Raw genomic sequence first — 22,779 nt, forward strand, 5'->3', positions numbered from 1 at the left:
CAGAGCTCCGCGATACAAGTGTGATGACCTGCCGGTCGGCGGGCCCAAACGGCCCTGATGTGGAAGAGCTGCTGTGCGAAGACACGCTGGTGGCGGAGGTGATCGCACAGAGTACGGTCCCGGCCGGTCGAAAGCGGCTCCCGACCCCGTGGCGGAGCTGAGAGAGTCCATCGTCGAGGAGCAGGGGAAGGGGAGCCCATGGCTGCCGGTGAGGGGAAGCGCGTCAGGGCAGGAGGCGCGCTGCTGGCGGAGTTCAAGCAGCTTGGGGCACTGCCGTCCGCGCACAAACGGGGCTACCAACTGGAAGTGCTGCTGGAGCAGCTGTTCAGGCGGGCGCATTTCCAAGTCGACCGCAACGCATCCGTGGCAAAACCGCGGCAGACGGACCTGGTGGCCCGCTACGGAGACACCTGGTACCTGATCGAGGCCAAGTGGCACAACGAGCCAGCCGACATCAACGTCTTCGACTCCGTCCGGTCACGGATGGAGCGGGCCGCCTCGTCCGCTGTCATCGGCGTCATCATCAGCGTGAACGGTTTCACCGACTCGGCAGTGGAGGACCTGCGGGTGCGCCGGGACCGGGGGCCGATCCTGCTGTTCGGCGAAGAGGAGCTGACCCAGGTCCTGAGCACACCGAGATCGCTGGTCAACCTCCTGCAGGCGAAACGGGAGGAGCTCATCACCCACGGCCGCGTGCACCTCGCCGCCGCCCCCAAGCCCCGGCGCCGGCGCCGACCGGCCACCGGCCTGCCGGGCACCGAGGTGCGACTACTCGGTCTCGACCTGCAGCCGCTGCCGTACGTCACCTCTGGGGGCGGGTTCGGGGAGTTCGTCTTCGTGCCGGAGCTGCCCGATGTGGACTGGGCGTTCGGCAGCGGCAGCGGCGTCTCACTCGATGTGCCGGTCAGGCCGCACAATGAGGACGGCATCGTGGAGCTGCTGTACGGACTGGACTCGATGGGCTGGACCACAACCGAACCACAGTGGAACATCCAGCAGTCCAGCGCGAACTGGCACGGCACCGGAGCCAGGGAGTTCGTCGAGGCGCTGCGTGCCTGGAAGAACCGCGAAGACACCCTGAAGAGCGCCCACCACACCGAGCAGGTCACCTATTTCGACACCTGCCAGGGCGGAGGCTTCTACACCCTCACCGCGAGCATCGCCAGCCACCGGTCCCGGGCCGTCTACGACTGTCGTCTGTCCTTTCAGCTGCCCGGCGTCCCCGTGGACCTCCAGCCGATCCAACATCTGTTCGAACAGTTCGACGCCGCAACATTCAGCTACTTCCGTCCGCTGAACAGCCCCGCAGTCGTTCGGCACCACCCTGGGCAGAAGGCTCCGCTGGAGACCGTCGGCTACGTCGTCTCGCACAGCGAGCTGGATCTGCCGGACTGTGACGGCGCGTCCGAAGAGTGGGTTACGGGCCTTGTGGTGAGAAATCCGCGCCGGGGCGAGAACAGGAGATCCGCCTCGGACGAGTGGCCGGGCCGGGTTGCGGAGAGCGAACTGCTCATCTGCGCCCTGCGGTCACACCACCAGCTCCATGAGCCCAAGGAGACGTACCATCTCTGCTCATGGGAGTACGCGTGTACCTCCGACGCCCTGGCTCTGCGCCCCGTAGCCGACTGGTAGCGGCCCAGAGGACGCCCGTCGCCAATCCACCTCGGCTGACGCCCGCTCCGCCTCTGGCTTGCACGGTCGGCTGCCCGTCTTGGTCAAGCTGGTGTACTGCGTAAGGCGTTTGAAGGCGGCTCCCCGCGCGTCCTGAGCGGTGGCGGTCGCCTGGAATTCCGGCCCCGGCCGCACCCGCATCCGCCTGGCCCGCCCCCGAGGACGGCGACCGGTACGGCGCGCTCCTGGAGGCGGCAACGAGCTACGTGGAACAAGCCCACCTCGACGCTGTCGCGGCCGGCCGCTGCGGGACGTGGCTGCTCGACGGACTCTCCGGCACCGACCGGGCCCTGGGACCCTTCCACGCCCACTCCGGCCTCACCGTGCTCCCGCCCGGCCGGGCCACCGACATCGGACACGTCCTCACCGGCCGCCTGATCGGCATTGGGCGCCGGACCGGGAGAACAACTCTTCCACCGCTGGAACAGGACCTGACCCCGCCCGCCTCCCTTCGGTCGGACGACTCCCTGGTCCCTGACCACCGCCCGCCCCGGCGCGGACTCCACCGGTGGCGGAAACCTGCCGGCCGGTGTGCTGGGCCAGGATGGGAGCCGTGGACGCCCACCGATGCAGCCCTGCCGAAGATCTCCTGTACTGGCGCGGAGAACTGCCCGAACTCCTCCGGGCAACCCGGCGCCACAGGACCTCGACTCCTGCCACCTTCACCCGCGGCCACGCCGCCGCCGCGCTGGAGAAGACCCTTGCGGGACTGGCCGACCCGGATCAGCTCACCGCCTGGGCCCAGGCGGTGCACTTCGAGGAAGAGGTCGACATCGACGAGGCGTATCAGGCCCTGCTGACGCAGTTCCTCGTCGAGATCTCCACCCCGGAGCTGTTCGAACCGGTCACCGCCGAGACCTGCCGACGGTGGCTACACCGGATACGGGCGTCCCCACGGAGCGCGGCAGACCGGTGATCCGGCCCGGCGCGGTATCACCTGCCAGTCTTTGCGCCACACGACCCCCGCGGCCCAGTGCTCGGCGTTGGGCTCGGGCAGGAGCGGGCCCCGTTGTCAGGCCAGGCCGTCGAGGTGGGAGTGGGCCTGAGGTCCGGTGCTTCCGTGGTAGGCGGGGGCTCCGGCTCGTCGTCCCGGTCCTGCTCCGTCTCTTCCGAGGCCGAGGAGGCGTTGCTCACGGCCGGGGTGGGGCGAGCGCTGGTGTCATCGCTTTTCCTCTGGGGGAGTGACGATCGAGCCGATGAGACCGATGAGGAAAAGCAGCGCGAGGGCGCCAAGGCAGCCGAGGTCGGCGACCTTCGCTGGGCGGTACTTCTTCCTCGGCGGCTGTGGAGGCGGGATGCTTCAGTGAAGCGTTTCCATCCTGTCCTGTAGGCATGATGCTGCAGGTCAGCACGGTGGTGTGACGAGGCGAGGCTCCTGGTCGTTGCGATGGTGTTCTCTACGCACCACGCTTTGTCCGAGGAGCCTCGCTTACTGACGGTTTCAGAATGAGGTTCGGAGACGTCGCAGGCAGATGATGCTGCAGGCGAGTTGGAGCAGTCCGAGGTGGAGGTCGGCTCGTATCTCGTAGCGAGTCCGCGGGCGTTTGAACTGGTGAAGCCAGGCAAAGGTCCGCTCAACGACCCACCTGGTCTTGCCCAGGCCGGATCCGTGGGCGATGCCCTTACGGGCGATCTTCGGCGTGATGCCCCGAGCGCGGAGGAGGCGGCGGTACTTGTCGTAGTCGTAGCCGCGGTCGGCGAACAGCCGCCGTGGGCGGTGACGTGGCCGGCCCACCAGGCCGCGGATGCGGGGAATCGCGTCCAACAGGGGGCATGAGCTGGGTGACGTCATGACGGTTTCCACTGGTCAACGACACCGCGAGGGGTGTTCCGTGCCGGTCGGTGATCAGGTGGTGCTTGCTGCCTTGGCGGCCGCGGTCGACCGGCGAGGGTCCGGTGTGAGCCCCCCTTTCAGGGCCCGGACGTGCGAGCCGTCGACCGCGACGTCCTCCATGTCCAGTAGACCCGTCGCGCGGAGTTCCGCGAGGAGGATCTCGTGCAGGCGGGGCCAGACGCCGGCCTCGGTCCAGTCCCGCAGACGGCGCCAGGCCGTCACCCCGGAGCAGCCCACTGCTGCGCTTGGCACGTCGCGCCATGCCACGCCCGTGCGCAGGACGTAAACGATGCCCGCCAGTGCGGCCCGGTCCGGCACCGGGAGCCGTCCAGGGTGGCGGTGCCGCCTTGGGCGCACCGGCAGTAGCGGGGCTATCCGGTCCCAGAGAGCATCGGGGACGAGGTTCACGTTCACGAGGCTGCAGCTTGCCAGAGAACCCGGTTGAGCACGCCGAGCCGGTTCGACATACTCCCCGGATGACCGGCACCGGGGACAAGGCCACTGAGCAGGGTTGGGGTGAACCCTGGTACCGCGTTCGCACAGATCGGTTCGAGGCGTCATTCCTGCCCGGCGCCGGCGAGGACCTGGATGCCGTCTGCAACGTCGACGTAGAGGTGCGGCTGGCAGCGGACGGCTCCCGCTGGAGCGCGACCGTGTTCACGCTCGCCGAGGTTGAGCGCCTGATGAAGAGGTGGTCCCAGACAGGCGATGAGTTGGGCGGCCGCTACTTCTGGTGTTCTGACGGGCTGATAGTTCGGGACCCTGGCATCGACAACATGACCCAGGTACTCGCCGGCCTGCTCGATGCCGGTGACTTCACGCAGGTTCTTCAGCGACTCGACGACGAATAGCCAGCGCCCTCATTCTGAAACGATCAGTTAGTCCCCTATCGTGCCACGCTCGGCGTCCCGCATGAGCTGGTCGAGCGCGTCTCATGGCTGGTCCATGCCCGAAGGCGTGAACGCGACACGCGGTGGCGCAAGCCGGGCTGTTTCCACCAGGCTCTGCTGGCACTGGTGCACCTGCGCAAGAACGAGACGCTGCCCCAGCTCGCGGCGGGGTTCGGGATCTCCACCGCGACCGCCTGGCGGTACGTGGACGAGACTCTCGAGGTTCTGGCCTCCTGGGCGCCCGGCCTGCAGGAGGCACTCGTCGGCCTGGGCGAAGGAGACTTCGTCATCGTCGACGGCACGCTCATCCCCATCGACCGCATCGCCGCGGACGAGCCGTACTACTCCCACAAACACCGGAAGCACGGCATGAACGTCCAGGTCGTCGCACGACCGGACGGCACCCCTCATGGGGTATCCCCTGCTCGCAGAGCTTGGGGAAGGGTTCTCGCGCGCGACGCCGGGCCGCACGCATGACCTGACCGCGGCCCGCGCTCACGGCATCGTCCAGGCCTGCCTCACCCGGCAAATCCTCGTACTCGCGGACCGCGCCTACCAGGGCGCCGGCGCCACCTTCCGCACGCCGTACTACCACTACAGCGAACAACCGCAGCAGTACCAGCGGTTCAACCGCGACCACGCCCGACTCCGAGCCCCCGACGAACGCGCCTTCGCTCAACTCAAGACGTGGCGGCTACTGCGGCGAGCCCGCTGTTCCACCCGCCGCATCGGCACAGCCGTCCAAGCCGTCCATACCCTGCTGACCTGCACATATTCGGAATGAAAACGGTTCACTGAGGTGGGCCGGAACATAGCCGGGGATCGCCGGTTAGCCAAACCGGCGATCCCGCGGACCATTGATCCTCCCACCGCCACCCGATCCGCGTGGAAGGACATTCCGTGACCGAGCCCCGCCTGCCTCCGAGCACTCCGGCCTTCGCTCCGACGCCCGATCCGCTCACCCCTGTCCGGGACGTCACCCACGCCCACTTCGAGGCCGGGGACCAGGTCGTCGTCCTCAGGGGAGTCTCCGGCGGGGAGCTGTGGGGAGACTCAATGCGTGTCGTCGCGCCCTCGTGGCACACGCCGACCGACGAGGACGGGTGGCGGCTGCGTGATGCCACGGGCGGAGCTCAGACCTACATCACCGGCCACCCGCGCTACCTCGTGCATCTCTCACGCCGCTGCCCGGACTGCCTGATCCACCTACGCGCCATGGAGGATCACCTCCTGCCGAAGTACACCGGACGGAACGCGCTGGTCGACTGCGGCTGGTACACCACCACGGCGCTCAACCAGCTCGTGCACGTCGCCGACCTTCACCGGGGCGGTCTGTGATCCCCCGCGTCCATGCGCACACCCACACCCCGCGCGACCTGCTCAGTGAAGCACTGGGTGCTCGGTGTCGATACCGGGAGAACTGACCGAGCACGCCGTCATCGCTCGTTGGTCCGGCCTGGACTCCAACGCCTGGGCGATGAGTAGGTGTCCTGACCCTTCGCCCGAGGGCCGGGACCCCACCATCCCGCCCCACTGTCGACATCGAGCTGACCGCCTCTCCTGACGGAGCCTTGCAGCGGTTGACGATCTTCTCCATACCGCCGCGGACATCCACAACGACATGGGCGACACCACTGACCCGTACGTCGTCCGCGCCGGTCTTCTCCACACGGAACGACCTCGCCGACCGGCACGTCCCACACCCCGGCCGCAGCATCTACGCCGAAGAGACCGCCGCCCCCGGAACGCGAACGCTCAGCCGCGTGTGCCTGCCTCCTCCCCGTGCCACCGGGCCGCGCCGCTGACACCGCCCACCTGATCAAGGAAGACATGCACGATCACGAGAATTCCGAGCGTCTCGCCTCGTTCGCCGATGTCCTCGCCGGCGAACTACCCGGCACCTGGAACAGCGTCCACCACCCGACCGAAGACAAGGACGACCTCACCGACCTGACCAACCGCGTCTGGGACCTGGATCTGGTCGCCGAGGTCCTCGCCGAGCACCCGCTCCGGCACGCGGCCGTCCTCACCCGCCAGGACGGTGCGCAGCTCGTCGTCCTCGACCGGCCCGAGCGGGAGGGGTTCCTCGTCGCCGCCATCGCGCCCAGCGGCTTTCCCGCGGAGGCGTTCCGGGGCGTGCGCGAACCGGACGGCGTCGTTGTGAGCGACGACCCGTTCCGTAGTGCCGAGTTGGTCGCCGGCGATCTGCTGACGCGCTTCGACGCGGCCCTCCTCCAGGTCCGCTGCAACGCCGCGGGCATCCGGCCGTCCCGGCCGGACCGGGTCGTTCTGACCTGGCAGCCGGACGGCGGCCTTGCCGCCGCCCCGGTCAGCGAGGAGGCCGCTGAGGTCCTGATCGCCAACGGGTTCGTCCGCGAGGAGAGCGGCATCCACCGTCTCAGCGGCGACGACAGCACCGCGCAGGCCCACGCCGTGCGGGCGGTCGGACCACAGCTTGACGCGCGCGGTATCGCCGTCGCGCTCCAGCACCCTTCAGGCCGAATCGGGCCTAACGCCGCCCCGCCGACGCCTGTGCCGAGCCCGGCCGCCGCCTGGACCTCGGCCACCAGGAGCCGGTAGAACAGCGCACCGGCCACCCCCTGCGCGCGCCTTGGCCGGATTCGACATCCGCCTCGGTCTGCGCTCAACGCCCCCTCACACCGGGCGGCGACCAAGGACTGGTCCAGCGCCAGCTCGCCCCCTACTCCCCCACGTCACCGACCCCACACCTACGGAGGACTTCATCGGCAACCGCGCCGACGGCGAAGGCGCCGATGTCGAGATCTACCGCAAGGCGCTGAGCGGCACCATCCACGTGGATACGCCGACCGGAGCTCCCGAGGAGCTCCTCGTTCTCCTCGACCGCCTCGGTCTGGAGCGTCAGGAGGTCCGCACGGCCGGGCCGGTCTACGTCTGGCACACCGTCCCCGCCCGCCTGCCGGAAGCGGAGCGGAAACGGCTCGCCACCCGTGCGATCCCGACCCTGATCGCTGCCGGATACCGGGTCAACATCACCCCGGAGTTGTTCGACGAGGCCGCCTACCACCAGGCCGTGCACGACCTGCGCACCGTCCAGCCCCGCCTCACAGCCCCACTCCCGGCACCGTCTCCTGCACCCACAGCGCCGCCGCGCCGCACCCCATGACCCGTACGGGCGGCCCCGGCCAGAACCAGCCCGGACCGTACCGCCTCACCTCTGCCCTGGAGTTCCCGTAGCACCCCGCACTCCCCCGACGGCCTCTCTGCTCCGCAAGCCCCGGCTCGCCCTCGCTCTGCTCCGCCGCTACCTGCACGCCCGCGCCACCGGCAGCCGTGCCCGGAACACCCCGCCCGCCACCGGCCCGTACGGAGCCCTCCACGACGTCCGGCACCGCAGCCCGCACCACTGACCGCCTCCGCCCTCCGGGCCGCCCGACAACCCACGGAGGACCATAACCGACCCCATGCCCTACGCCGTCACCCTCGCCGAGGACGTCGCCCACCGCCTCGGCCAGTTGGCCGAGTACCTCGCCCAGGCCCCGCCGCACCGGTCCGCTCAAGTCCTGGGCAGGGTCCTCGACTGCGACGACGGTGTCCTCGGCCAGGTGACCGCGCTGCTGGCCACCGGCTCGCACTTCGCCCAACGCCACGCCCGGAGTGGCGCTTTCCCACCCGAGCTCTGGCTCGCCCTGGGGCGTGCCTCGAACGAACTGCACGACATCGGCCTGGACCTCGACGAGTACCTCGCGGATATCCAGCGCCTCGCCGCGCCTCCGGTCGCCGCGGGTGCCACGGCGGCGAAGCCGGTGGCCTCCGGCGTGGCCGCCAGGAAACGCCGGTGAGGGGACGTCAGGCCGACCGGGGATCCGTCGAGCAGGCCCAGCAGTACTACCTGGTCGAGCCACGCCATCTCGCCGGCGGTGGCGACGTGCGGCACGTCGGCGAGTTCCTGCGCGCCTCCGGCTGGACGGACAGGTCCAAGAAAGGCGGTCCGCTGGTCTTCGACAGCCCCGACCGCGCGGTCAGGGTCGGATACGACCCCTTCACCCAGCCGGGTGGCTGGACGATCCGCGGCACCGCCACCCGGCAGCAGGAGGCCTGGTACGCCACCCTCGGCCGGCAAACGCCGGTGGAGATCGTCGCCGGGTTCACCGACGCCCTCACCCGGCCCCGCTCCGCCCACGCCCCCAACGTATGGGCGCCTCTGCAGGAGCGGAACTGGAAGACCGAACGCGGCCGGCACTTCACCGCCATGAGCCCGGACGGCAACGCTTTCGTCCAGTTCCACCAGGCCGGGGCCGGCGAGGCGTTCTGGTGGGTCGGTGCCCGCACCGAGCACGGCAGGAACTGGGACGCCCACTTCACGTCCGGCACACCGATGCACCTGCTCCAGAGTTTCTCCGCCGCGCTGGCCGACCCGCGGCCGGTGATGCGTCCGCGCGGGCACGTCCCGCCCAGCGACCGCATCCGCACCACGTCGGTGTCCGTCCTCCCCTCCCAGCTCGGTGCCTGGCAGCAGGCCCGTATCACCGCCGCGCACGCCGCCGCCTGGGCCCGCAACTCCTGGGCCTCCAGCAGGCCCCGCCCTCACGCCACCGCCGGTCACGCCCGCGCCCGCCGCTGACCCCGGTGCCCGTCCCTCCGAGGAGTCCTGTGTCCACACCGACCCCGGACGATCTCCGTATCGTCACCGAGACCCTGTCCCGGCTCACCGAGTATCTGCGCGACGCCCCCGAGCCCGGCGAGGCGCTCACCCTTGTCGAACCACTGCTGGACGAGTACACCGGCATTCCCGTCCAGCTCGGCGACGCCTTGCGCGCCCTCGCCCGGACCGTGCTCGACCACCCTGGCACCCCGCGCACTCCCGACCTGCACACCCTGGTCGCGGAGCTGCGCACCGCCGCGTGGGAGCAGACCGACCAGCACGACCTGCACTACACCCTCGACGACCTGCACCTCCTCCTCACAGGCGTATCACCGGGCACGTCGGAGGGCCGCTGATGCCGGTGAGCGAGCGGCAGCTCGCCGCGTTCGCCGACACACACGCCCGGCGGATTCCCTTCGACACCGCCCCGCGCCATCTCGCCGGGCCCGGCGACGCCCGCCACGTCACCCACGGCCTGGCCGCGGCCGGATGGACCCCCACCTCCGACCCGCTGAGCCCGCAGATCGTCCTGCGCAGCCCCGACCATCGGCACAGCCTGCAGTTCGATCCGCAGTCCACCACCTCCGCCTGGTGGCGGCTGCGAGCCGAGGCCACCGACACCGAGCCGGGCTGGTACGCCGAGTTCGGCGAGCTCGTTCCCGCCGAAGTTCTCAGCGGTCTCACCGATGCCCTCATCGCCCCGCCGCCGCGCGAACAGTCGTGCCCCTGGCGGGTGCTGTCCTCGGCGGGCTGGCTGTTCGACGCGCCGGACGCGGCCCACTCGCCGGACGCCCTGTGCCACATCGAGCTGCGCCAAGTCGACCACCACGACACGCCGTCCTGGCACATCGAAACCCGTCGGCACGACCACGGCACCCCGGCAGGTCCCCGGATCTGGCACGCCTGGTTCGACAGCCGTACCCCCTCCCACCTGGTGACCGCCTTCACCGCCTCACTCGCCGACGAAGCCCCGCTCCAGCGCGGCATGTACGACCGCATCGCCCATCACAGCGTCGTACAGCGGCCGAGTCCACTCACCTCGCAGCAGGTCGTCGAAGCGCACACCGCCCGGCTCGACGCCATCCGCCGGATGACCCGCACCATCCACCGGCCGCGGTCGAGAGCGGCGGCCGTCCCGGCGAAGGCCACCACCGCCCAACCGACCGCGCGCCGCTGATCCCGACAGGAGACCTCCGCCATCTCCCTCGCCCCCACCTCCTACCGCGAGTTCCTGAGCCATCTCGACGGCTTCCTCCGCGACGGCAAGGAGATCCTCGACGCCTGGGACGCGTACTCCGACGAGCACACCGACCTCGACGGCCAGCCCCACGACGACCACGCCTACGGGCTGCGCGCGAGCCGACGCGACGCCGACACCTCCGCCGCGTTCGAAACCGTCCGCGCCGGTGCCCGCCATCTGCTGGCCACGGCCGAGACGCAACTCGGCCGACTGCCCACCGACGCGGTGCAACACCGCTGGGGATACCAGCTGAGCGTTCTGCGCGGTGCGCTCGACCAGCTCGACGCCCTGCACGCCCAGTGGCTGCGGACCCGCGACGGCCTCCCCGCCGACGCACGGCCCGGCACCCCGGTGTTCGACGACGCACTCGCCGAGCACCACGCCGAATGCTGGAGCCACCTCGACGACTGGGCCACCCACGGCCAGGCCATCCGCGACATCCACGCGGCCGCCCGGTGCGCCCCTTCGCCCGTGACTTCACCCCCGACCGCGACCACAGCCCTCTCGACCGGTCCGAGCCGCACCCGCTGACCGGCTCCGTCCTCGCTCCTTCGCCCGGAAGCGCACCGCCTTTTGCCTTCTCCCAGCAGCTCATCCAGCGACGGCTACGACATCGCCTTCCGCCTCCTCCTCGGCGTGCTCGCCGTCGTCGTCCCCCTGTCCCACCTGGCCTGGCTCTCCGGCAACGTCACCGCCTGGGCCACCGGCCACCCCTGGGCCGGCTACGAGCCCACCACCGCCCTGCTCCACCCCGACCACCTCTGGCCCCAGGCCGGGGAAACCTCCCTGCTGATCGGTGCCCGCATCGTCCCCGTCGCCGTGCTGCTCGCCCTCGCCGCGGTGGCCGCCGCCGTGTGGTCGCGCCACAAGAGCCGGGGCGGTGGACGGCGGAAGAAGATCCCCGGGATGGCCACGCCGAGGGACCTCCAGCCCCTGATGGCCCAGGCGCTCACTGCCAAGGCCCGCTCCCTGCGGCCGAGCCTGAAGGCCGCCAAGCGCGTCGACCCCAGGGACACCGGCATCCTGCTGGGCAACCTGCAACGGAGCCGGCACGAGGTCCGCATGGGATACGAGGATGTCGCGGTCGCGATCATGGCCCCGCGCTCCGGCAAGACCACCGGCCTGGCCGTCCCCGCGATCCTCAACGCCCCCGGCCCGGTCCTGCTCACCTCGAACAAGGCCGCGGGCGACGCCTACACCGCCACCCTGGAGGCCCGCGCGGAGGCGGGCCGGGTGTGGTCCATGGACCCCCAGCAGATCGCGCACGCCGCCCGCCGGATGTGGTGGAACCCCCTCGCCGACGCCACGACCCTGGACGGCGCCGGCCGGCTGGCGGGGCACTTCCTCGCCGCGAGCGTGGACGCGAGCCAGCAGGGCGACTTCTGGTCCAAGGCCGGATCCAACATCCTCTCCCAGCTCTTCCTCGCCGCCGCGCTGGACCAGCGGCCGATCACGGACGTGATGCAGTGGCTGGCCTTCCCCGCCGACCGCACCCCGCTGGACATCCTGCGCGACCACGGCTTCGCGGCCGTCGCCGCCCAGCTCAAGGGCACCGTCGAAGGACCGCCCGAGACCCGGGACGGCATCTACGAGACCGCCCGCCAGTACGCCGCCGCCCTCCTCAACAGCGAGATCGCCGCCTGGGTCACCCCGCAAAGAGACGTCCCTGAGTTCCGGCCGGCCGACTTCATCACCTCCGCCGACACCCTCTACCTGCTGTCCAAGGACGGCGGCGGCGGAGCGAGCGCGCTGATCGCCGCGTGCGCGGACTCCGTGATGCGGGCCGCGACCGCCCAGGCCGAGCGCGTCGGCGGACGCCTGGACCCGCCGATGCTGGCGATCCTGGACGAGGCCGCCAACGTCTGCAAGATCAGCGACCTGCCCGACCTGTACTCCCACCTCGGCAGCCGCGGCATCATCCCGATCACCATCCTGCAGTCCTACCGCCAGGGCCAGAAGGTCTGGGGCGACGCCGGAATGGACGCGCTGTGGTCCGCCAGCACCATCAAGGTCATCGGCTCCGGCATCGACGACCCGGACTTCGCCGACAAGCTCTCCCGCCTCATCGGCGACCACGACGTCCCGACCACCTCCACCTCCCGCTCCGAGTCCGGCAGGTCGACCTCCGTCTCGATGCGGCAGGAGCGGATCCTGCCCGCCGACGCGATCCGCGCCCTGCCCAAGGGCACCGCGCTGTGCTTCGCCACCGGCCTGCGCGCCGCCATGCTCGACCTGCGCCCCTGGTACGCCGAACCCGGCGCCGACAAGCTGGCCGCCGCCTCCGCCCGCGCCTCACAGGCCATCACCACCCGCGCGGTCGCCAAGACCACCCCACGCCAGGACGGCCACGGGCCCACGGAGTGAAGAAGCCCGAATCGCAGGGCGCACCCGCTCGGCCATCCACCTCCTGAGGCTCCTCCTTCCGACGCCATACCTGCCGAGCGCACTCACGTCTCCGCAGTCGGCGCAGGCCCGCCCGCCGAAGAGGCGCCGTACCCACCCGCCCCCTACCCACCGGAGCCCCCACCATCGCCGTACGCCGGATCGACCTGCCCGTACAGATCGACCATCTACGCAAGCTCGGCGCCGACTTCGCCGCCCTGCATACCGCCGTCACCACCCTGGACGTCCGGCCGGGCAGCGAGATGCTGCAACAGCTCGGCCCCAAGATCCTCGCCATCCACGAACTGGTCGGCCGCGCCCTGGTGCGCCTGTCCGTACTCGACGGCAGCCAGTACACGGCCGTGCCCGGCAGTCGCTCCTCTCTGGAGACGCTCGGCGAGGTCGTCACCTCCGCCTCACTCGCCGCCTCGCAGCTGGCGAGAGCGGTGGCCGACAATCCGCTCGAAGCCGCAGTCCACACCGGGAGCCAGCCGATCGACGACGCTGCCGTGCGCCAGGCCCGGCACGCCGAGGCAGAGCCCCTCCTGACCGAGAGCCTGGCCGCAGCTGCCCACCACCTCGACCTGTGCGCGACCTGCTGCCAGTACACCGCCTCCGGCATCGCCCGTGATTTGAGGGACCATCCGGAACACCGTCCACCGCTGCCGCGGCTGACCGACGCCCAGTACACGGCGCTAGCCACCATCGCCCAAGGCGGCGCCCGCCGCTACGAGCACCGAAACGGAAGCAGAAGCATCAGAGCCGGCGACGGCGGTGGCATCCACGCCACGCCCTTCGCCGTGCTGGAGAAGCACCGGCTTGTCCGGGTCGACACGCAACCCGCCCCTATCGCCGGCCAGGACATCACGGTCACGGCCGCCGGGAAGCTGGTGCTGGATGTCCAGCGGCCCGGATCGAAGCCCGCAGCCTCACCAGACAGGTCGCCGGCGCCCGGCTGGCCGGGCGGGAGGCGCCGATGAACGGCTTCCGCCCCGGCAACGCCGCCCTCACCTCCCCCGGCTTCCCCCGGGACCGGGCCTCCGCCTCCGCCCCGCATCCACCGGCCGAGGCCAGCGCTGACACCTCGCACCGGTGCCACCGCCCCATGCGAACGCTCGTCCCGGAACCGGCCCAGGCGCTCCGGGAAACTCTCACCCAACCGCGTTGCTCGCTGGGCGTGTTCGTGCCCGCCGGGATGCACGCGCCGACCGTGGAGCGCCGCGTGCTCAACCACCTGGCCGCAGCGGGCGCCGATCTGTTCGAGATCGGCCTGCCCCACCGCACGCCGCATCTGGACGGCCCCGCCATCCGGTCCGCCTACCACCGTGCCCTGCGCACCGGGAACGCGCTCGACCGTACGGTGCGTACGGTCGAGCACGCCGCCCGCCGGGCGCCGACCGTCGTCATGACCTACTGGGAGCCCGTCACCCGGTACGGTCCCGAGCGCCTGGCGCGTCTCCTCGCCGACGCGGGCGCAGCGGGCGTGATGGTCGTCGACCTCCCCGACGCCGCGGCCGGCTCCTGGCATCAGATCGCCACCGCCGCTTCCCTCACCACCCCTCGTCTGGCACCCCGCACCACCACCGCCCCGCAGCTCGACGCGATCAGCGCGACCGCTTCCGGGTGGCTCTACGCACCCGCCAGCGCCGCCCCGACCGGATACCGAGGCCCCCTCGACCTCGATGCCCTGTCCGCCGCCGTACGGCGCCTGCGCACGACCAGCCCGCTCCCGGTCGTCTCCGGGATCGGCATCCCCACCCCGGACCTCGCCGCCGCCGTCGCGCCGCTGGTCGACGCCGTCGTGATCGGCACCCCCGTCGTCCGCGCCCTCGACCACGGCCCCGAGGAGGCGGGCGGCCTCGTCGCCGCCTTCGCTCACGCGCTCAACGCGCGGAACTGAGCGGGCCGGTCGGCCTCCCTCCCCATCTCACCGTCAGGAATCGCCATTTCCCCCACTCCGCAGTTCCGCGCCATATCCCTCGGCGCGGGGATCCAGTCCAGCGCCATGCTCGCCCTGTCCGCCGAAGGTCTCCTCCCGAAGGTCGACTACGCCGTCTTCGCCGACACCGGATGGGAACCGGCCGCCGTATACGAGCACCTCGACCGCCTGGAGACGGAGATAGCCGCACCCGCCGGGATCCCCGTGCTGCGCGTCTCCGCCGGAAACATCCGCGAGGACGCACTCGACCCGAACCACCGGTTCGCCTCCATGCCGCTCTACATCCTCAACCAGGACGGGAAGCCGGGCATGACACGGCGCCAGTGCACCGGCGAGTACAAGATCAAACCGATCAAGAAGAAGGTCCGCGAACTCCTCGGCTACCCCCACCCGCGGCGCGTCCCGAAGGACGTGTTCGCCGAGCAGTGGGTCGGCATCTCCACCGACGAGTTCCACCGCGCCAAGGACGCCGACGTGCGCTACATGCGCAACCGACACCCTCTCATCGACCTGAGCTGGTCCCGCGGCGACTGCGTCCGCTACCTGACCTCGCTCGGCCTGGCGAACACGCCGAAGTCCTCGTGTCTGGGGTGCCCCTTCCACGGCAACGCGCAGTGGCGCCACATCCGTGACACCAGCCCCGAGGAGTGGCGGGACGTCGTCGCCTTCGACGCCGCGATCCGCAAGGGCAACGCCCGCGCCAACGCCACCGGTAACCAGCTGCTCGGCCAGGCGTTCCTCCACCGCTCCCGCGTGCCGCTGGACGAGGCGCCGATCGACCATGTCACCGCCGCCGAACGCGCCGCCGACCCGGGCGGGCCGGCGGACGCGGACGAGCTGGAGCACGGCGTGGCCGACGGGTGCTCGCCCTGGGCCTGCCGCGCAGAGGCGGACACGCCGGTGCGGGACGGCTTCGGGCTGGCCTGTTGATCCTCGACCTCTTCGCAGGGCCCGGCGGTTGGAGTCACGCCCTGACCGTGTTCGGCGCCCGCGACATCGGCCTGGAGTGGGATGCGTGGGCCTGCAAGACCCGCGCCGCCGCCGGACAACTCACCATCCGCACCGACGTCGCCCTGTACCCGACCTGGCCGTTCACCAGCCGCACGACGGGGCTGATCGCGAGCCCGCCGTGTCAGGCGTGGTCGATGGCCGGCAAGCGCCTCGGCCTGGTGGACCAGCCACTGGTCCACCAGGCGGTCGCCGACCTGGCCGCCGGCCGCGACACCCGCGCCCAGCTGCTTACCGCCTGCCGGGACGAACGCTCGCTGCTGGCCGCCGAGCCGATGCGCTACCTCCACGCCCTGAACTGTGCCGGGGAGCCGGAGTGGGCCGCGATGGAGGAGGTGCCGGACGTGCTGCTGCTGTGGAAGCAGTACGCGGCCGTCCTGCGGCGGTGGGGATTCTCCGTGTGGACCGGCATCCTCAACGCCGCCGACTACGGCGTACCCCAGACCAGGCGGCGGGCGATCCTGCTCGCCTCCCGCGTCCGCACCGCCCAGCCGCCCGCGCCGACCCACGCCCGGGTCGCCGAGCCGGAGTCGCTGTTCGGGCCTGGCCGCGCCCGCTGGGTGTCCATGGCCCAGGCCCTCGGCTGGGGCGCCACCGACCGCCCCGTCCCCACCGTGTGCGCCGGCGGTGGCCCCGGCGGCGGGCCCGAACCGTTCCCGTCCGGTTCCCGTAAGACGCTGTCCGACGCCCGCGACCGCGGCACCTGGACGCCGCGGCCCGGCGAGACCGTCCCCGCCTCCCTCCGGGACAAAGCCGGATGGGCGGCCCGGCACGGCACCCGCGAGAACCGGCCCGCCGACGGCCCGGCGCTGGCGTTCACCGCCGAGGCGCACCGCTGGTCATGGTCCCTGCGCAGCAACAACCAGGCCAACGCCACTGTCCGGCCGCTGTCCGAGCCGGCCGGAACGTTGTTCTTCGGTCACCGCGCCAATGAGTGCACCTGGGTCGCCGAACCCCGCGGCGGCCCGCCGCAGGACGCGGAGCCGCCGGAGCCGATCCGGATCACCGCCCGCGAGGCGGGAATCCTGCAGACCTTCCCGGCCGATTACCCCTGGGCCGGCACCAAGGGCCAGCGGTTCTCCCAGATCGGCAACGCCGTACCCCCGCTGCTCGCGGCCCACCTCCTCGCCCCGCACCTGCGCATGCCCCTCAATCCCGACGACTTCACTCTCGCCGCCTGATGCCCCACGCACCCGAACCCGACGAGGAGGGCCTCGACGCTCTTCCGCCGCCGCAGCCGGTGTACTACGCCGAGCGGGCCCTCCTCGGTGCCCTCCTCCTCGAACCCGACCGCCTCGGTGACGTGCCCGGCATCGGTCCAGAGATGTTCTCCACCGCCGCGCACCGCGCCCTGTTCGCCGCCATCCGCGCCCTGCCGGCCCCCGACCCCGCCGAGCACGCGCACAGCACCGCCTGGCTGGACCAGGTGCTCACCACCGCCCGCGAGCAGGCCCGTGGGCTGACCGCCTCCCACCTCCACGGCCTGATCCATCACTGTCCCTGGCCTCGGCACGCACCCGCGTACGCGCGGATGGTCGAGGCCGACCACACCCGCCGGACGCTGCGCGCCGGCGCCCAGCGTCTCGTCCACACCGCGACGGACCGCACCCTGCCCCAGCCCGTCGACACCACCCTGGCGGAGGCCGACGCCCTCGCCTCCCTCGTGGACGACATCGCCGCGCGGTTCCCACCACACTCCAGCCCCCTGCCCCGCACCCCCGCAACCGTGCCGACCACTGCTCCTGACTATGCCAAGGAGGCGATCGACGAGGAGCGGCTGTTGCTCGCGACCGCGACGGCCCACCCCGGCGACGCCGAGCGGATGCGGTGGCTGACCGCTGAGGACTTCACCCACCCCCTGCACGCCGGACTGTGGCGGTGCCTGACCGCCCTGACCCGGCGCCGCGCGCCCATCGACCCGGTCACCGTCCTGTGGGAGGCCCAGCAGCGCGGCCTCCTCGCACCCGGCACCAGGCCGGCCGAACTGCTGGCTCTCCTGGCAGAGCCGGTCGGTGACCCGCAGCACTGGGGCGAGCGGATCCTCCAGCGCTCCGTCCTTTCCACCGCGCACCGCGTCGGCCACCGGATCCAGGCGTACACCGACACCCCGGCGGCCACCCCGCACCAACTCGTCACCGGCAGCCGCCGCGCGCTCGCCGACCTGTCCGCCGGACGCGCCCGCTGGCACCACGCCACCTCCCCCGCCCCGACAGTCAGCCCCGCGCGCACCAGGGCCACGGCACCGCCCCGGGCCGGCCCGCCGCGGACAACGGCGCCACCCGGCGCGCGTATCTCCCGCTAATCCCGAACCCGTCCGTGGCCGGACCCCTGATGGTCCGGCCACCGGCAGAAGCGAGCACCCCGCCATGACGGCGCCTTACAGCGGTACGCACATACGACTCGACATCCACCCCGTACACCCCAACGCCGTGACCGCCATCCTCACCGGCCCCCGCCACCACGCAGCCCACGCCCTCCTAACCACACACGGCTTCGAGCCGACCGACCAGCACACCCTGGTCCTGGCCCGCATCGACCACGAGGAGCTTTATTGGGCGAACCAGGCTGCCCAAGCGCTGGCCGCCGACGGCTTCACCACCGAGATCTCCTCCTGGCTCCGCGAGGCCATCGATGAGGAATGGACCTGGACCAACTACCCGATGCCCTGGTGTACCCGTGAGGAAATCCGGGAGGTCTCCAACGAAGCCCAGAAGCTCTATGACGACATCCGCCACGGCCGCCTCGTCATCCACGCCCACGCCGACGACGGCCAGACCACCGTCGCGGTCGGCACCTACCGCGACAGCGGCCAGAGCGTCCACCTCCACGGTGAGAACCACCTGCGGCAGGTCACCGATACCTTCGACTCACCCGCCCAGGCCCTCGACTCCTTCGAGCGCCTCCACGGCGACACCCTGCGCCCCGGCCCCGCCCCCATGACCGGCACCGAGCGCCGCGCCGCCGAAGCCCGCACCACGCTCGGCACCCCGGCCTCACAGCCCGAACCGCAAACGGAGACGGTTCCCGCCTACGCCGCCGACCCCGGCGACCACGACGCCATCCTCGACCAGTTCCTCACCGACCACGGCGACTGGGAGAAGTGGCGCACCTTCTCCGACGACACCACCCACGCCCTCCACGCATCACAGACCCTGCGCATCGAACGCGTCCACGAAGCCCATCCCCGCGAGACCGCCTGGACCATCGCCGCCTACAACACCCCCGTCTCCGAGCGGATGTGGCACCTCACCGCAACCGGCGCCACCCCCGCCCCCGTCCTCAATACCCTGTTGGACCGGCTCACCGAGGAAGACGCCTGGGAGACCGCCATCGGCGGCCCCATCACCGAGAAGAGTGTTACCGCAGCCACCCGCCCCCTCACCGACGCCGGGTGGATGCACACCGTCGACGGACGGTGGGTCCGCTGGGAGAACCACCAAGGTGATGCCGGCGTCCAGTTCGACGCCTTCGCCGCCCAGAATCCCAATACGACCCTCGCCACCTGGACCCTGTGGGCCGGTCCCGGCATCGACCGCCCCACCTGGGCCATCCACGCCTCCCCCTGCACCCCGGCCTCCCTGCTCGCCCACCTCACCGAGGACCTCGCCCACGGCACCGGCACCCGCCAGCCCTCGCCCGGCGCACAGCGGCTGCGTGCTCAGTTCACCACTACACGGCCCTCATTCACTCCGGCCTTCCCGAGAACGCAGCCGATCCCGCGTCGCTGATCAATTCGCCACCCACCATTCACCGATAAAGGGAGACCATCCCCGCGGGTGCGGGGAGCAGCCGTCACCGGACACCCCGGCGAGCTCCGCCGCGGGACCATCCCCGCGGGTGCGGGGAGCAGACCCCCCGCGGAACCGCCCAGGTAGACAGCGTGGGGACCATCCCCGCGGGTGCGGGGAGCAGGTCTCCGGCGGCCTGGTGAAGATGAGCGGCGCGGGACCATCCCCGCGGGTGCGGGGAGCAGGAGGCCCGGGACCGGGCGCCGTTCCGTACGGAGGGACCATCCCCGCGGGTGCGGGGAGCAGCCGGGTTGGTCGTGGGACCACGTGGCGGCACAGGGACCATCCCCGTGGGTGCGGGGAGCAGGGCGGTTCGATCTCGACCATGTGGGTGATGCCGGGACCATCCCCGCGGGTGCGGGGAGCAGCTCGACGCCACGTGCGCGATCGAGCGGGCCGTGGGACCATCCCCGCGGGTGCGGGGAGCAGTCGCGGCGCTGCTTCAACGCGCGGATCATGTCCGGACCATCCCCGCGGGTGCGGGGAGCAGTCGCGGCGCTGCTTCAACGCGCGGATCATGTCCGGACCATCCCCGCGGGTGCGGGGAGCAGAGAAGGTGGCGGGTGGCACGGAGACCGTGATCGGGACCATCCCCGCGGGTGCGGGGAGCAGTGGCGGACGTTGCGGACGACCGGCCGGGCGGTGGGACCATCCCCGCGGGTGCGGGGAGCAGGCCAGCCACTCGGCTTCGGTGCCGACGAACCCGGGACCATCCCCGCGGGTGCGGGGAGCAGTAGAGGTCCGAACTGCTGCGCCCGCCCTGGTTGGGACCATCCCCGCGGGTGCGGGGAGCAGCAGGTATTCAAGGCCGCCGCGCTGGGTGCCGCGGGACCATCCCCGCGGGTGCGGGGAGCAGCTCTTGGACGCGCTCCCGGTGCAGGGCGTGTCGGGACCATCCCCGCGGGTGCGGGGAGCAGGTGTTCCGCCGTGAGGGCAGCTCGCGGGTGCCGGGACCATCCCCGCGGGTGCGGGGAGCAGCGGGCATCGTCCAGCAGCTCGGTCAGGACGCGGGGACCATCCCCGCGGGTGCGGGGAGCAGCAGGGCGAGGCCGGCGGCGATCGCCTCTTGGAGGGACCATCCCCGCGGGTGCGGGGAGCAGCGCGTACAGGTCCCCGGCCAGGTCCCCGTACCGGGACCATCCCCGCGGGTGCGGGGAGCAGTTCTGGTACACCCACCGGTGCGGCGTGTGCGGGGGACCATCCCCGCGGGTGCGGGGAGCAGCGCTGGGACCTCGGGGCGGCTGACCGCCGCGGGGGACCATCCCCGCGGGTGCGGGGAGCAGGCTGTACGGCGGGCCGAGGCTCTGTCCCCTCCAGGGACCATCCCCGCGGGTGCGGGGAGCAGCGCAACTGGATCTTCCCCGGTACGGCCGGACCGGGACCATCCCCGCGGGTGCGGGGAGCAGATCATCCCTACGAATGAGAGATGATCTCGCCTGGGACCATCCCCGCGGGTGCGGGGAGCAGCTGGTCACGGTCGTTGAGCGGCTGGCCGGAGGGGGACCATCCCCGCGGGTGCGGGGAGCAGGCCCTGGCCCGGCTGCCGATGCGGATGAAGGCGGGACCATCCCCGCGGGTGCGGGGAGCAGAGTCGCGGTGACCTTCGGGGCTCTAGCTTCACGGGACCATCCCCGCGGGTGCGGGGAGCAGCTCCGTAGGTGTACTCACTCGCTGCCCCTTCCGGGACCATCCCCGCGGGTGCGGGGAGCAGAGACCGGACGCCCACAGGTAGTCACCGTCCGCGGGACCATCCCCGCGGGTGCGGGGAGCAGACGAGACGAGCGCCGCGCAGCGCAGCGAGATCGGGACCATCCCCGCGGGTGCGGGGAGCAGTTCTAGCGCAGCACGAAACCCCGCCCGGAGCAGGGACCATCCCCGCGGGTGCGGGGAGCAGTTCGTGGCCTTCGCGGGTGCGTTTGCGGCGTTGGGACCATCCCCGCGGGTGCGGGGAGCAGTGTCCGACCCGGAATGTCTTGACTCGGTTGCCGGGACCATCCCCGCGGGTGCGGGGAGCAGACTCGGTGGCCTGCTGCTTTACACGAGCGGGGAAGAGAATTCGAGCAGTTTCACCGACTCGGACATAACGGACTCGGCTTCCTTCATCGGTTTCCGAAGCGTCGGCGCTTGGACGCCTTGCTCCAGCCGCGCGGCGGGGGCGGGGAGGTGGTGGCTTGGTCGTTCGGGCGGCGGATCAGGGTGAGGCCCTCGTGGTCCACGGGGTGCCATTTGTGGTCGTGGGTCTCGAAGGCGAAGCCCTGCTCGTTGTTGGTGCTGTAGGCCAGTAGCGCGCGGCCGTTGCCCGCGTACTGCTTCACCTCTTCCCACAGCGCCTGGCGGATCCGTGCGGAGGGACCGCCGATGAAGACGCCCGGGGAGATCTCCAGCAGCCATCGGGTGAGGAAGCCACGCAGTCCGACCGGGCAGTGGGTGAGGACGATGACGGTCACCAGATGACCTCGTCCGCATAGTTGCGGCCGGCGGCCACGTCCTGCCCGTGGTCGGACTGCAGGGTCACCCGGTCCTCCATGTCACTGCCGGCGGCTTCGCCGCTGGCAGCTGCGGGCAGGAGAAGTTGCTTGATGTCATCGACGCAGCGGTCCAGCAGGCTGGTTTCGTTGACCTTGTCGCGGATGGCCCGGCGGGTGCGTGGGCCGACGTCCTCAGGGCTCTCCGCTGCCACTTCGAATGCGACGGGGATGCCGATCTCGGTTTTGTAGAGGTCGGCGATGTCCAGTACGAAGGACAGTTCGTGCCCGGAGTGGACGAAGCCGAGCCCTGGGCTGCAGCCCAGGGCTGCGACGACGGCCTGGGCGATGCCGTACATGCACTGGGCGGCGGCGGTGACGGCCTGGTTGGGCGGGTCGCCGGAGGAGAAGTCGCGGGGTACAAAGCGGCGGCCCCGCCAGGTGATGCCGGTGCGGGCTGCTTCCTTGCGGTAGCAGTCCTTGACCCGCTGGCCCTCGCGGCCGAGGAGTTCGTGGCGGGTGAAGCCGGAGGGGTCCTCGTCGGGGAAGCGCTTGCGGTACATGGCGCGGGCTACTTCCAGACGACTGCGCCGGTTGGCCCACAAGGCGGCCTGGGCCTCGACGAGGGCGGAGGAGCGGGTCAGGGCCCGGCCGCCGGCGTAGAAACGCACGCCGTGCTCGCCGACCCACACCACGCCTGCTCCGCTTTCGCCGAGGACGCTCATCGCCTGGTGGGTGATGCGGGTGCCGGGGCCGAGTAGGAGGGTGCCAATGGTGGCGGAGGGGATGTGGACGGTGCCTTCGGCGTCCTCGGCGGTGATGGCGTTGGCGTCGCGGTGGACAGTGCACCGCTCCAGGTAGACGAAGGAGAGGCGGTCTCCCACGCGGGTGAGTTCCCGCGGAGTGGACAGGTTCCGCTTGCTGACCGTGGACACCGC

Annotated in this window: 20 protein-coding genes, 2 pseudogenes and 1 CRISPR repeat array; of the genes and pseudogenes, 19 read left to right on the forward strand and 3 right to left on the reverse strand. The window is 71.4% G+C overall.

Going from position 1 to position 22,779, the window contains the following annotated elements:
* Nucleotides 1–198 precede the first annotated feature (198 nt).
* Together IQ279_RS25995 and IQ279_RS26000 are read left to right on the forward strand one after the other, a co-directional pair.
* Nucleotides 199–1,632: a restriction endonuclease gene (locus IQ279_RS25995; protein WP_206351767.1), complete on the forward strand. Its 1,434-nt coding sequence runs from the start codon at nucleotides 199–201 to the stop codon at nucleotides 1,630–1,632.
* A gap of 592 nt (nucleotides 1,633–2,224) precedes the next feature.
* Entirely contained in the window at nucleotides 2,225–2,587 is a 363-nt protein-coding gene (locus IQ279_RS26000) for a hypothetical protein (protein ID WP_206351790.1), read from the forward strand.
* 525 nt (nucleotides 2,588–3,112) lie between these two features.
* Here IQ279_RS26000 and IQ279_RS26005 read toward each other — a convergent pair.
* Nucleotides 3,113–3,919 (reverse strand): annotated as a pseudogene (locus tag IQ279_RS26005) (IS5 family transposase).
* 62 nt (nucleotides 3,920–3,981) lie between these two features.
* Here IQ279_RS26005 and IQ279_RS26010 point away from each other — a divergent pair.
* The 17 genes and pseudogenes from IQ279_RS26010 (at nucleotide 3,982) to IQ279_RS26090 (ending at nucleotide 19,316) form a co-directional block, all read left to right on the forward strand.
* Nucleotides 3,982–4,356: a hypothetical protein gene (locus tag IQ279_RS26010; RefSeq protein ID WP_206351768.1), complete on the forward strand. Its 375-nt coding sequence runs from the start codon at nucleotides 3,982–3,984 to the stop codon at nucleotides 4,354–4,356.
* 66 nt (nucleotides 4,357–4,422) lie between these two features.
* Nucleotides 4,423–5,179 (forward strand): annotated as a pseudogene (locus tag IQ279_RS26015) (transposase family protein).
* A gap of 116 nt (nucleotides 5,180–5,295) precedes the next feature.
* A complete protein-coding gene (locus IQ279_RS26020) occupies nucleotides 5,296–5,733 on the forward strand; it encodes a hypothetical protein (protein WP_307792546.1) in 438 nt (145 codons plus the stop codon).
* Between the two features lie 492 nt (nucleotides 5,734–6,225).
* Complete coding sequence (locus IQ279_RS26025; RefSeq protein WP_206351769.1) at nucleotides 6,226–6,975, forward strand: hypothetical protein; 750 nt, start codon at nucleotides 6,226–6,228, stop codon at nucleotides 6,973–6,975.
* Nucleotides 6,976–7,210: 235 nt separating this feature from the next.
* The gene (locus IQ279_RS26030) at nucleotides 7,211–7,540 is read left to right on the forward strand and encodes a hypothetical protein (protein ID WP_307792547.1); all 330 of its coding nucleotides are present in this window, start codon (nucleotides 7,211–7,213) and stop codon (nucleotides 7,538–7,540) included.
* Between the two features lie 298 nt (nucleotides 7,541–7,838).
* Entirely contained in the window at nucleotides 7,839–8,216 is a 378-nt protein-coding gene (locus IQ279_RS26035) for a hypothetical protein (protein WP_241028768.1), read from the forward strand.
* Complete coding sequence (locus IQ279_RS26040) at nucleotides 8,213–8,998, forward strand: SPDY domain-containing protein (RefSeq protein ID WP_206351770.1); 786 nt, start codon at nucleotides 8,213–8,215, stop codon at nucleotides 8,996–8,998. Before IQ279_RS26035 ends, IQ279_RS26040 begins: the two co-directional genes overlap by 4 nt.
* A gap of 29 nt (nucleotides 8,999–9,027) precedes the next feature.
* A complete protein-coding gene (locus IQ279_RS26045; protein WP_206351771.1) occupies nucleotides 9,028–9,375 on the forward strand; it encodes a hypothetical protein in 348 nt (115 codons plus the stop codon).
* Complete coding sequence (locus IQ279_RS26050) at nucleotides 9,375–10,196, forward strand: SPDY domain-containing protein (RefSeq protein WP_206351772.1); 822 nt, start codon at nucleotides 9,375–9,377, stop codon at nucleotides 10,194–10,196. Before IQ279_RS26045 ends, IQ279_RS26050 begins: the two co-directional genes overlap by 1 nt.
* A gap of 288 nt (nucleotides 10,197–10,484) precedes the next feature.
* A complete protein-coding gene (locus IQ279_RS28330; protein WP_307792548.1) occupies nucleotides 10,485–10,790 on the forward strand; it encodes a hypothetical protein in 306 nt (101 codons plus the stop codon).
* A 42-nt stretch (nucleotides 10,791–10,832) separates the two neighbouring features.
* Nucleotides 10,833–12,623: a type IV secretory system conjugative DNA transfer family protein gene (locus IQ279_RS26060; protein ID WP_206351773.1), complete on the forward strand. Its 1,791-nt coding sequence runs from the start codon at nucleotides 10,833–10,835 to the stop codon at nucleotides 12,621–12,623.
* A gap of 281 nt (nucleotides 12,624–12,904) precedes the next feature.
* The gene (locus IQ279_RS26065) at nucleotides 12,905–13,621 is read left to right on the forward strand and encodes a hypothetical protein (protein WP_206351774.1); all 717 of its coding nucleotides are present in this window, start codon (nucleotides 12,905–12,907) and stop codon (nucleotides 13,619–13,621) included.
* Between the two features lie 125 nt (nucleotides 13,622–13,746).
* Complete coding sequence (trpA, locus tag IQ279_RS26070; protein WP_206351789.1) at nucleotides 13,747–14,541, forward strand: tryptophan synthase subunit alpha; 795 nt, start codon at nucleotides 13,747–13,749, stop codon at nucleotides 14,539–14,541.
* A 105-nt stretch (nucleotides 14,542–14,646) separates the two neighbouring features.
* Nucleotides 14,647–15,510, forward strand: coding sequence for an adenine nucleotide alpha hydrolase family protein (locus IQ279_RS26075; RefSeq protein ID WP_206351775.1), 864 nt, complete (start codon nucleotides 14,647–14,649; stop codon nucleotides 15,508–15,510).
* On the forward strand, nucleotides 15,507–16,769 hold the full coding sequence (locus tag IQ279_RS26080) for a DNA cytosine methyltransferase (protein ID WP_206351776.1): 1,263 nt from the start codon (nucleotides 15,507–15,509) through the stop codon (nucleotides 16,767–16,769). The genes IQ279_RS26075 and IQ279_RS26080 overlap by 4 nt, the downstream gene beginning before the upstream one ends.
* On the forward strand, nucleotides 16,769–17,890 hold the full coding sequence (locus IQ279_RS26085; protein ID WP_206351777.1) for a DnaB-like helicase N-terminal domain-containing protein: 1,122 nt from the start codon (nucleotides 16,769–16,771) through the stop codon (nucleotides 17,888–17,890). Before IQ279_RS26080 ends, IQ279_RS26085 begins: the two co-directional genes overlap by 1 nt.
* A gap of 64 nt (nucleotides 17,891–17,954) precedes the next feature.
* Entirely contained in the window at nucleotides 17,955–19,316 is a 1,362-nt protein-coding gene (locus tag IQ279_RS26090) for an SPDY domain-containing protein (RefSeq protein ID WP_206351778.1), read from the forward strand.
* 32 nt (nucleotides 19,317–19,348) lie between these two features.
* Nucleotides 19,349–21,392: direct repeats of the CRISPR family, unit length 29 nt; unit sequence GGGACCATCCCCGCGGGTGCGGGGAGCAG.
* Between the two features lie 83 nt (nucleotides 21,393–21,475).
* Here the strand turns inward: IQ279_RS26090 and cas2e are convergent.
* Complete coding sequence (gene cas2e, locus IQ279_RS26095) at nucleotides 21,476–21,823, reverse strand: type I-E CRISPR-associated endoribonuclease Cas2e (protein WP_206351779.1); 348 nt, start codon at nucleotides 21,821–21,823, stop codon at nucleotides 21,476–21,478.
* Nucleotides 21,820–22,776: a type I-E CRISPR-associated endonuclease Cas1e gene (cas1e, locus tag IQ279_RS26100; RefSeq protein ID WP_206351780.1), complete on the reverse strand. Its 957-nt coding sequence runs from the start codon at nucleotides 22,774–22,776 to the stop codon at nucleotides 21,820–21,822. The genes cas2e and cas1e overlap by 4 nt, the downstream gene beginning before the upstream one ends.
* Nucleotides 22,777–22,779 lie beyond the last annotated feature (3 nt).

The organism is Streptomyces verrucosisporus (assembly GCF_017114865.1).
Classification (GTDB): domain Bacteria; phylum Actinomycetota; class Actinomycetes; order Streptomycetales; family Streptomycetaceae; genus Streptomyces; species Streptomyces fenghuangensis.

Excerpts from the sequence above, each read along its gene's own strand:
- IQ279_RS26065 (WP_206351774.1), top strand. The coding sequence starts at position 12,905 with ATGCTGCAACAGCTCGGCCCCAAGATCCTCGCCATCCACGAACTGGTC.
- IQ279_RS26050 (WP_206351772.1), top strand. The coding sequence starts at position 9,375 with ATGCCGGTGAGCGAGCGGCAGCTCGCCGCGTTCGCCGACACACACGCC.
- IQ279_RS25995 (WP_206351767.1), top strand. The coding sequence starts at position 199 with ATGGCTGCCGGTGAGGGGAAGCGCGTCAGGGCAGGAGGCGCGCTGCTG.
- IQ279_RS26010 (WP_206351768.1), top strand. The coding sequence starts at position 3,982 with ATGACCGGCACCGGGGACAAGGCCACTGAGCAGGGTTGGGGTGAACCC.
- IQ279_RS26085 (WP_206351777.1), top strand. The coding sequence starts at position 16,769 with ATGCCCCACGCACCCGAACCCGACGAGGAGGGCCTCGACGCTCTTCCG.
- IQ279_RS26025 (WP_206351769.1), top strand. The coding sequence starts at position 6,226 with ATGCACGATCACGAGAATTCCGAGCGTCTCGCCTCGTTCGCCGATGTC.
- IQ279_RS26090 (WP_206351778.1), top strand. The coding sequence starts at position 17,955 with ATGACGGCGCCTTACAGCGGTACGCACATACGACTCGACATCCACCCC.
- IQ279_RS26035 (WP_241028768.1), top strand. The coding sequence starts at position 7,839 with ATGCCCTACGCCGTCACCCTCGCCGAGGACGTCGCCCACCGCCTCGGC.
- trpA (WP_206351789.1), top strand. The coding sequence starts at position 13,747 with ATGCGAACGCTCGTCCCGGAACCGGCCCAGGCGCTCCGGGAAACTCTC.
- IQ279_RS26075 (WP_206351775.1), top strand. The coding sequence starts at position 14,647 with ATGCTCGCCCTGTCCGCCGAAGGTCTCCTCCCGAAGGTCGACTACGCC.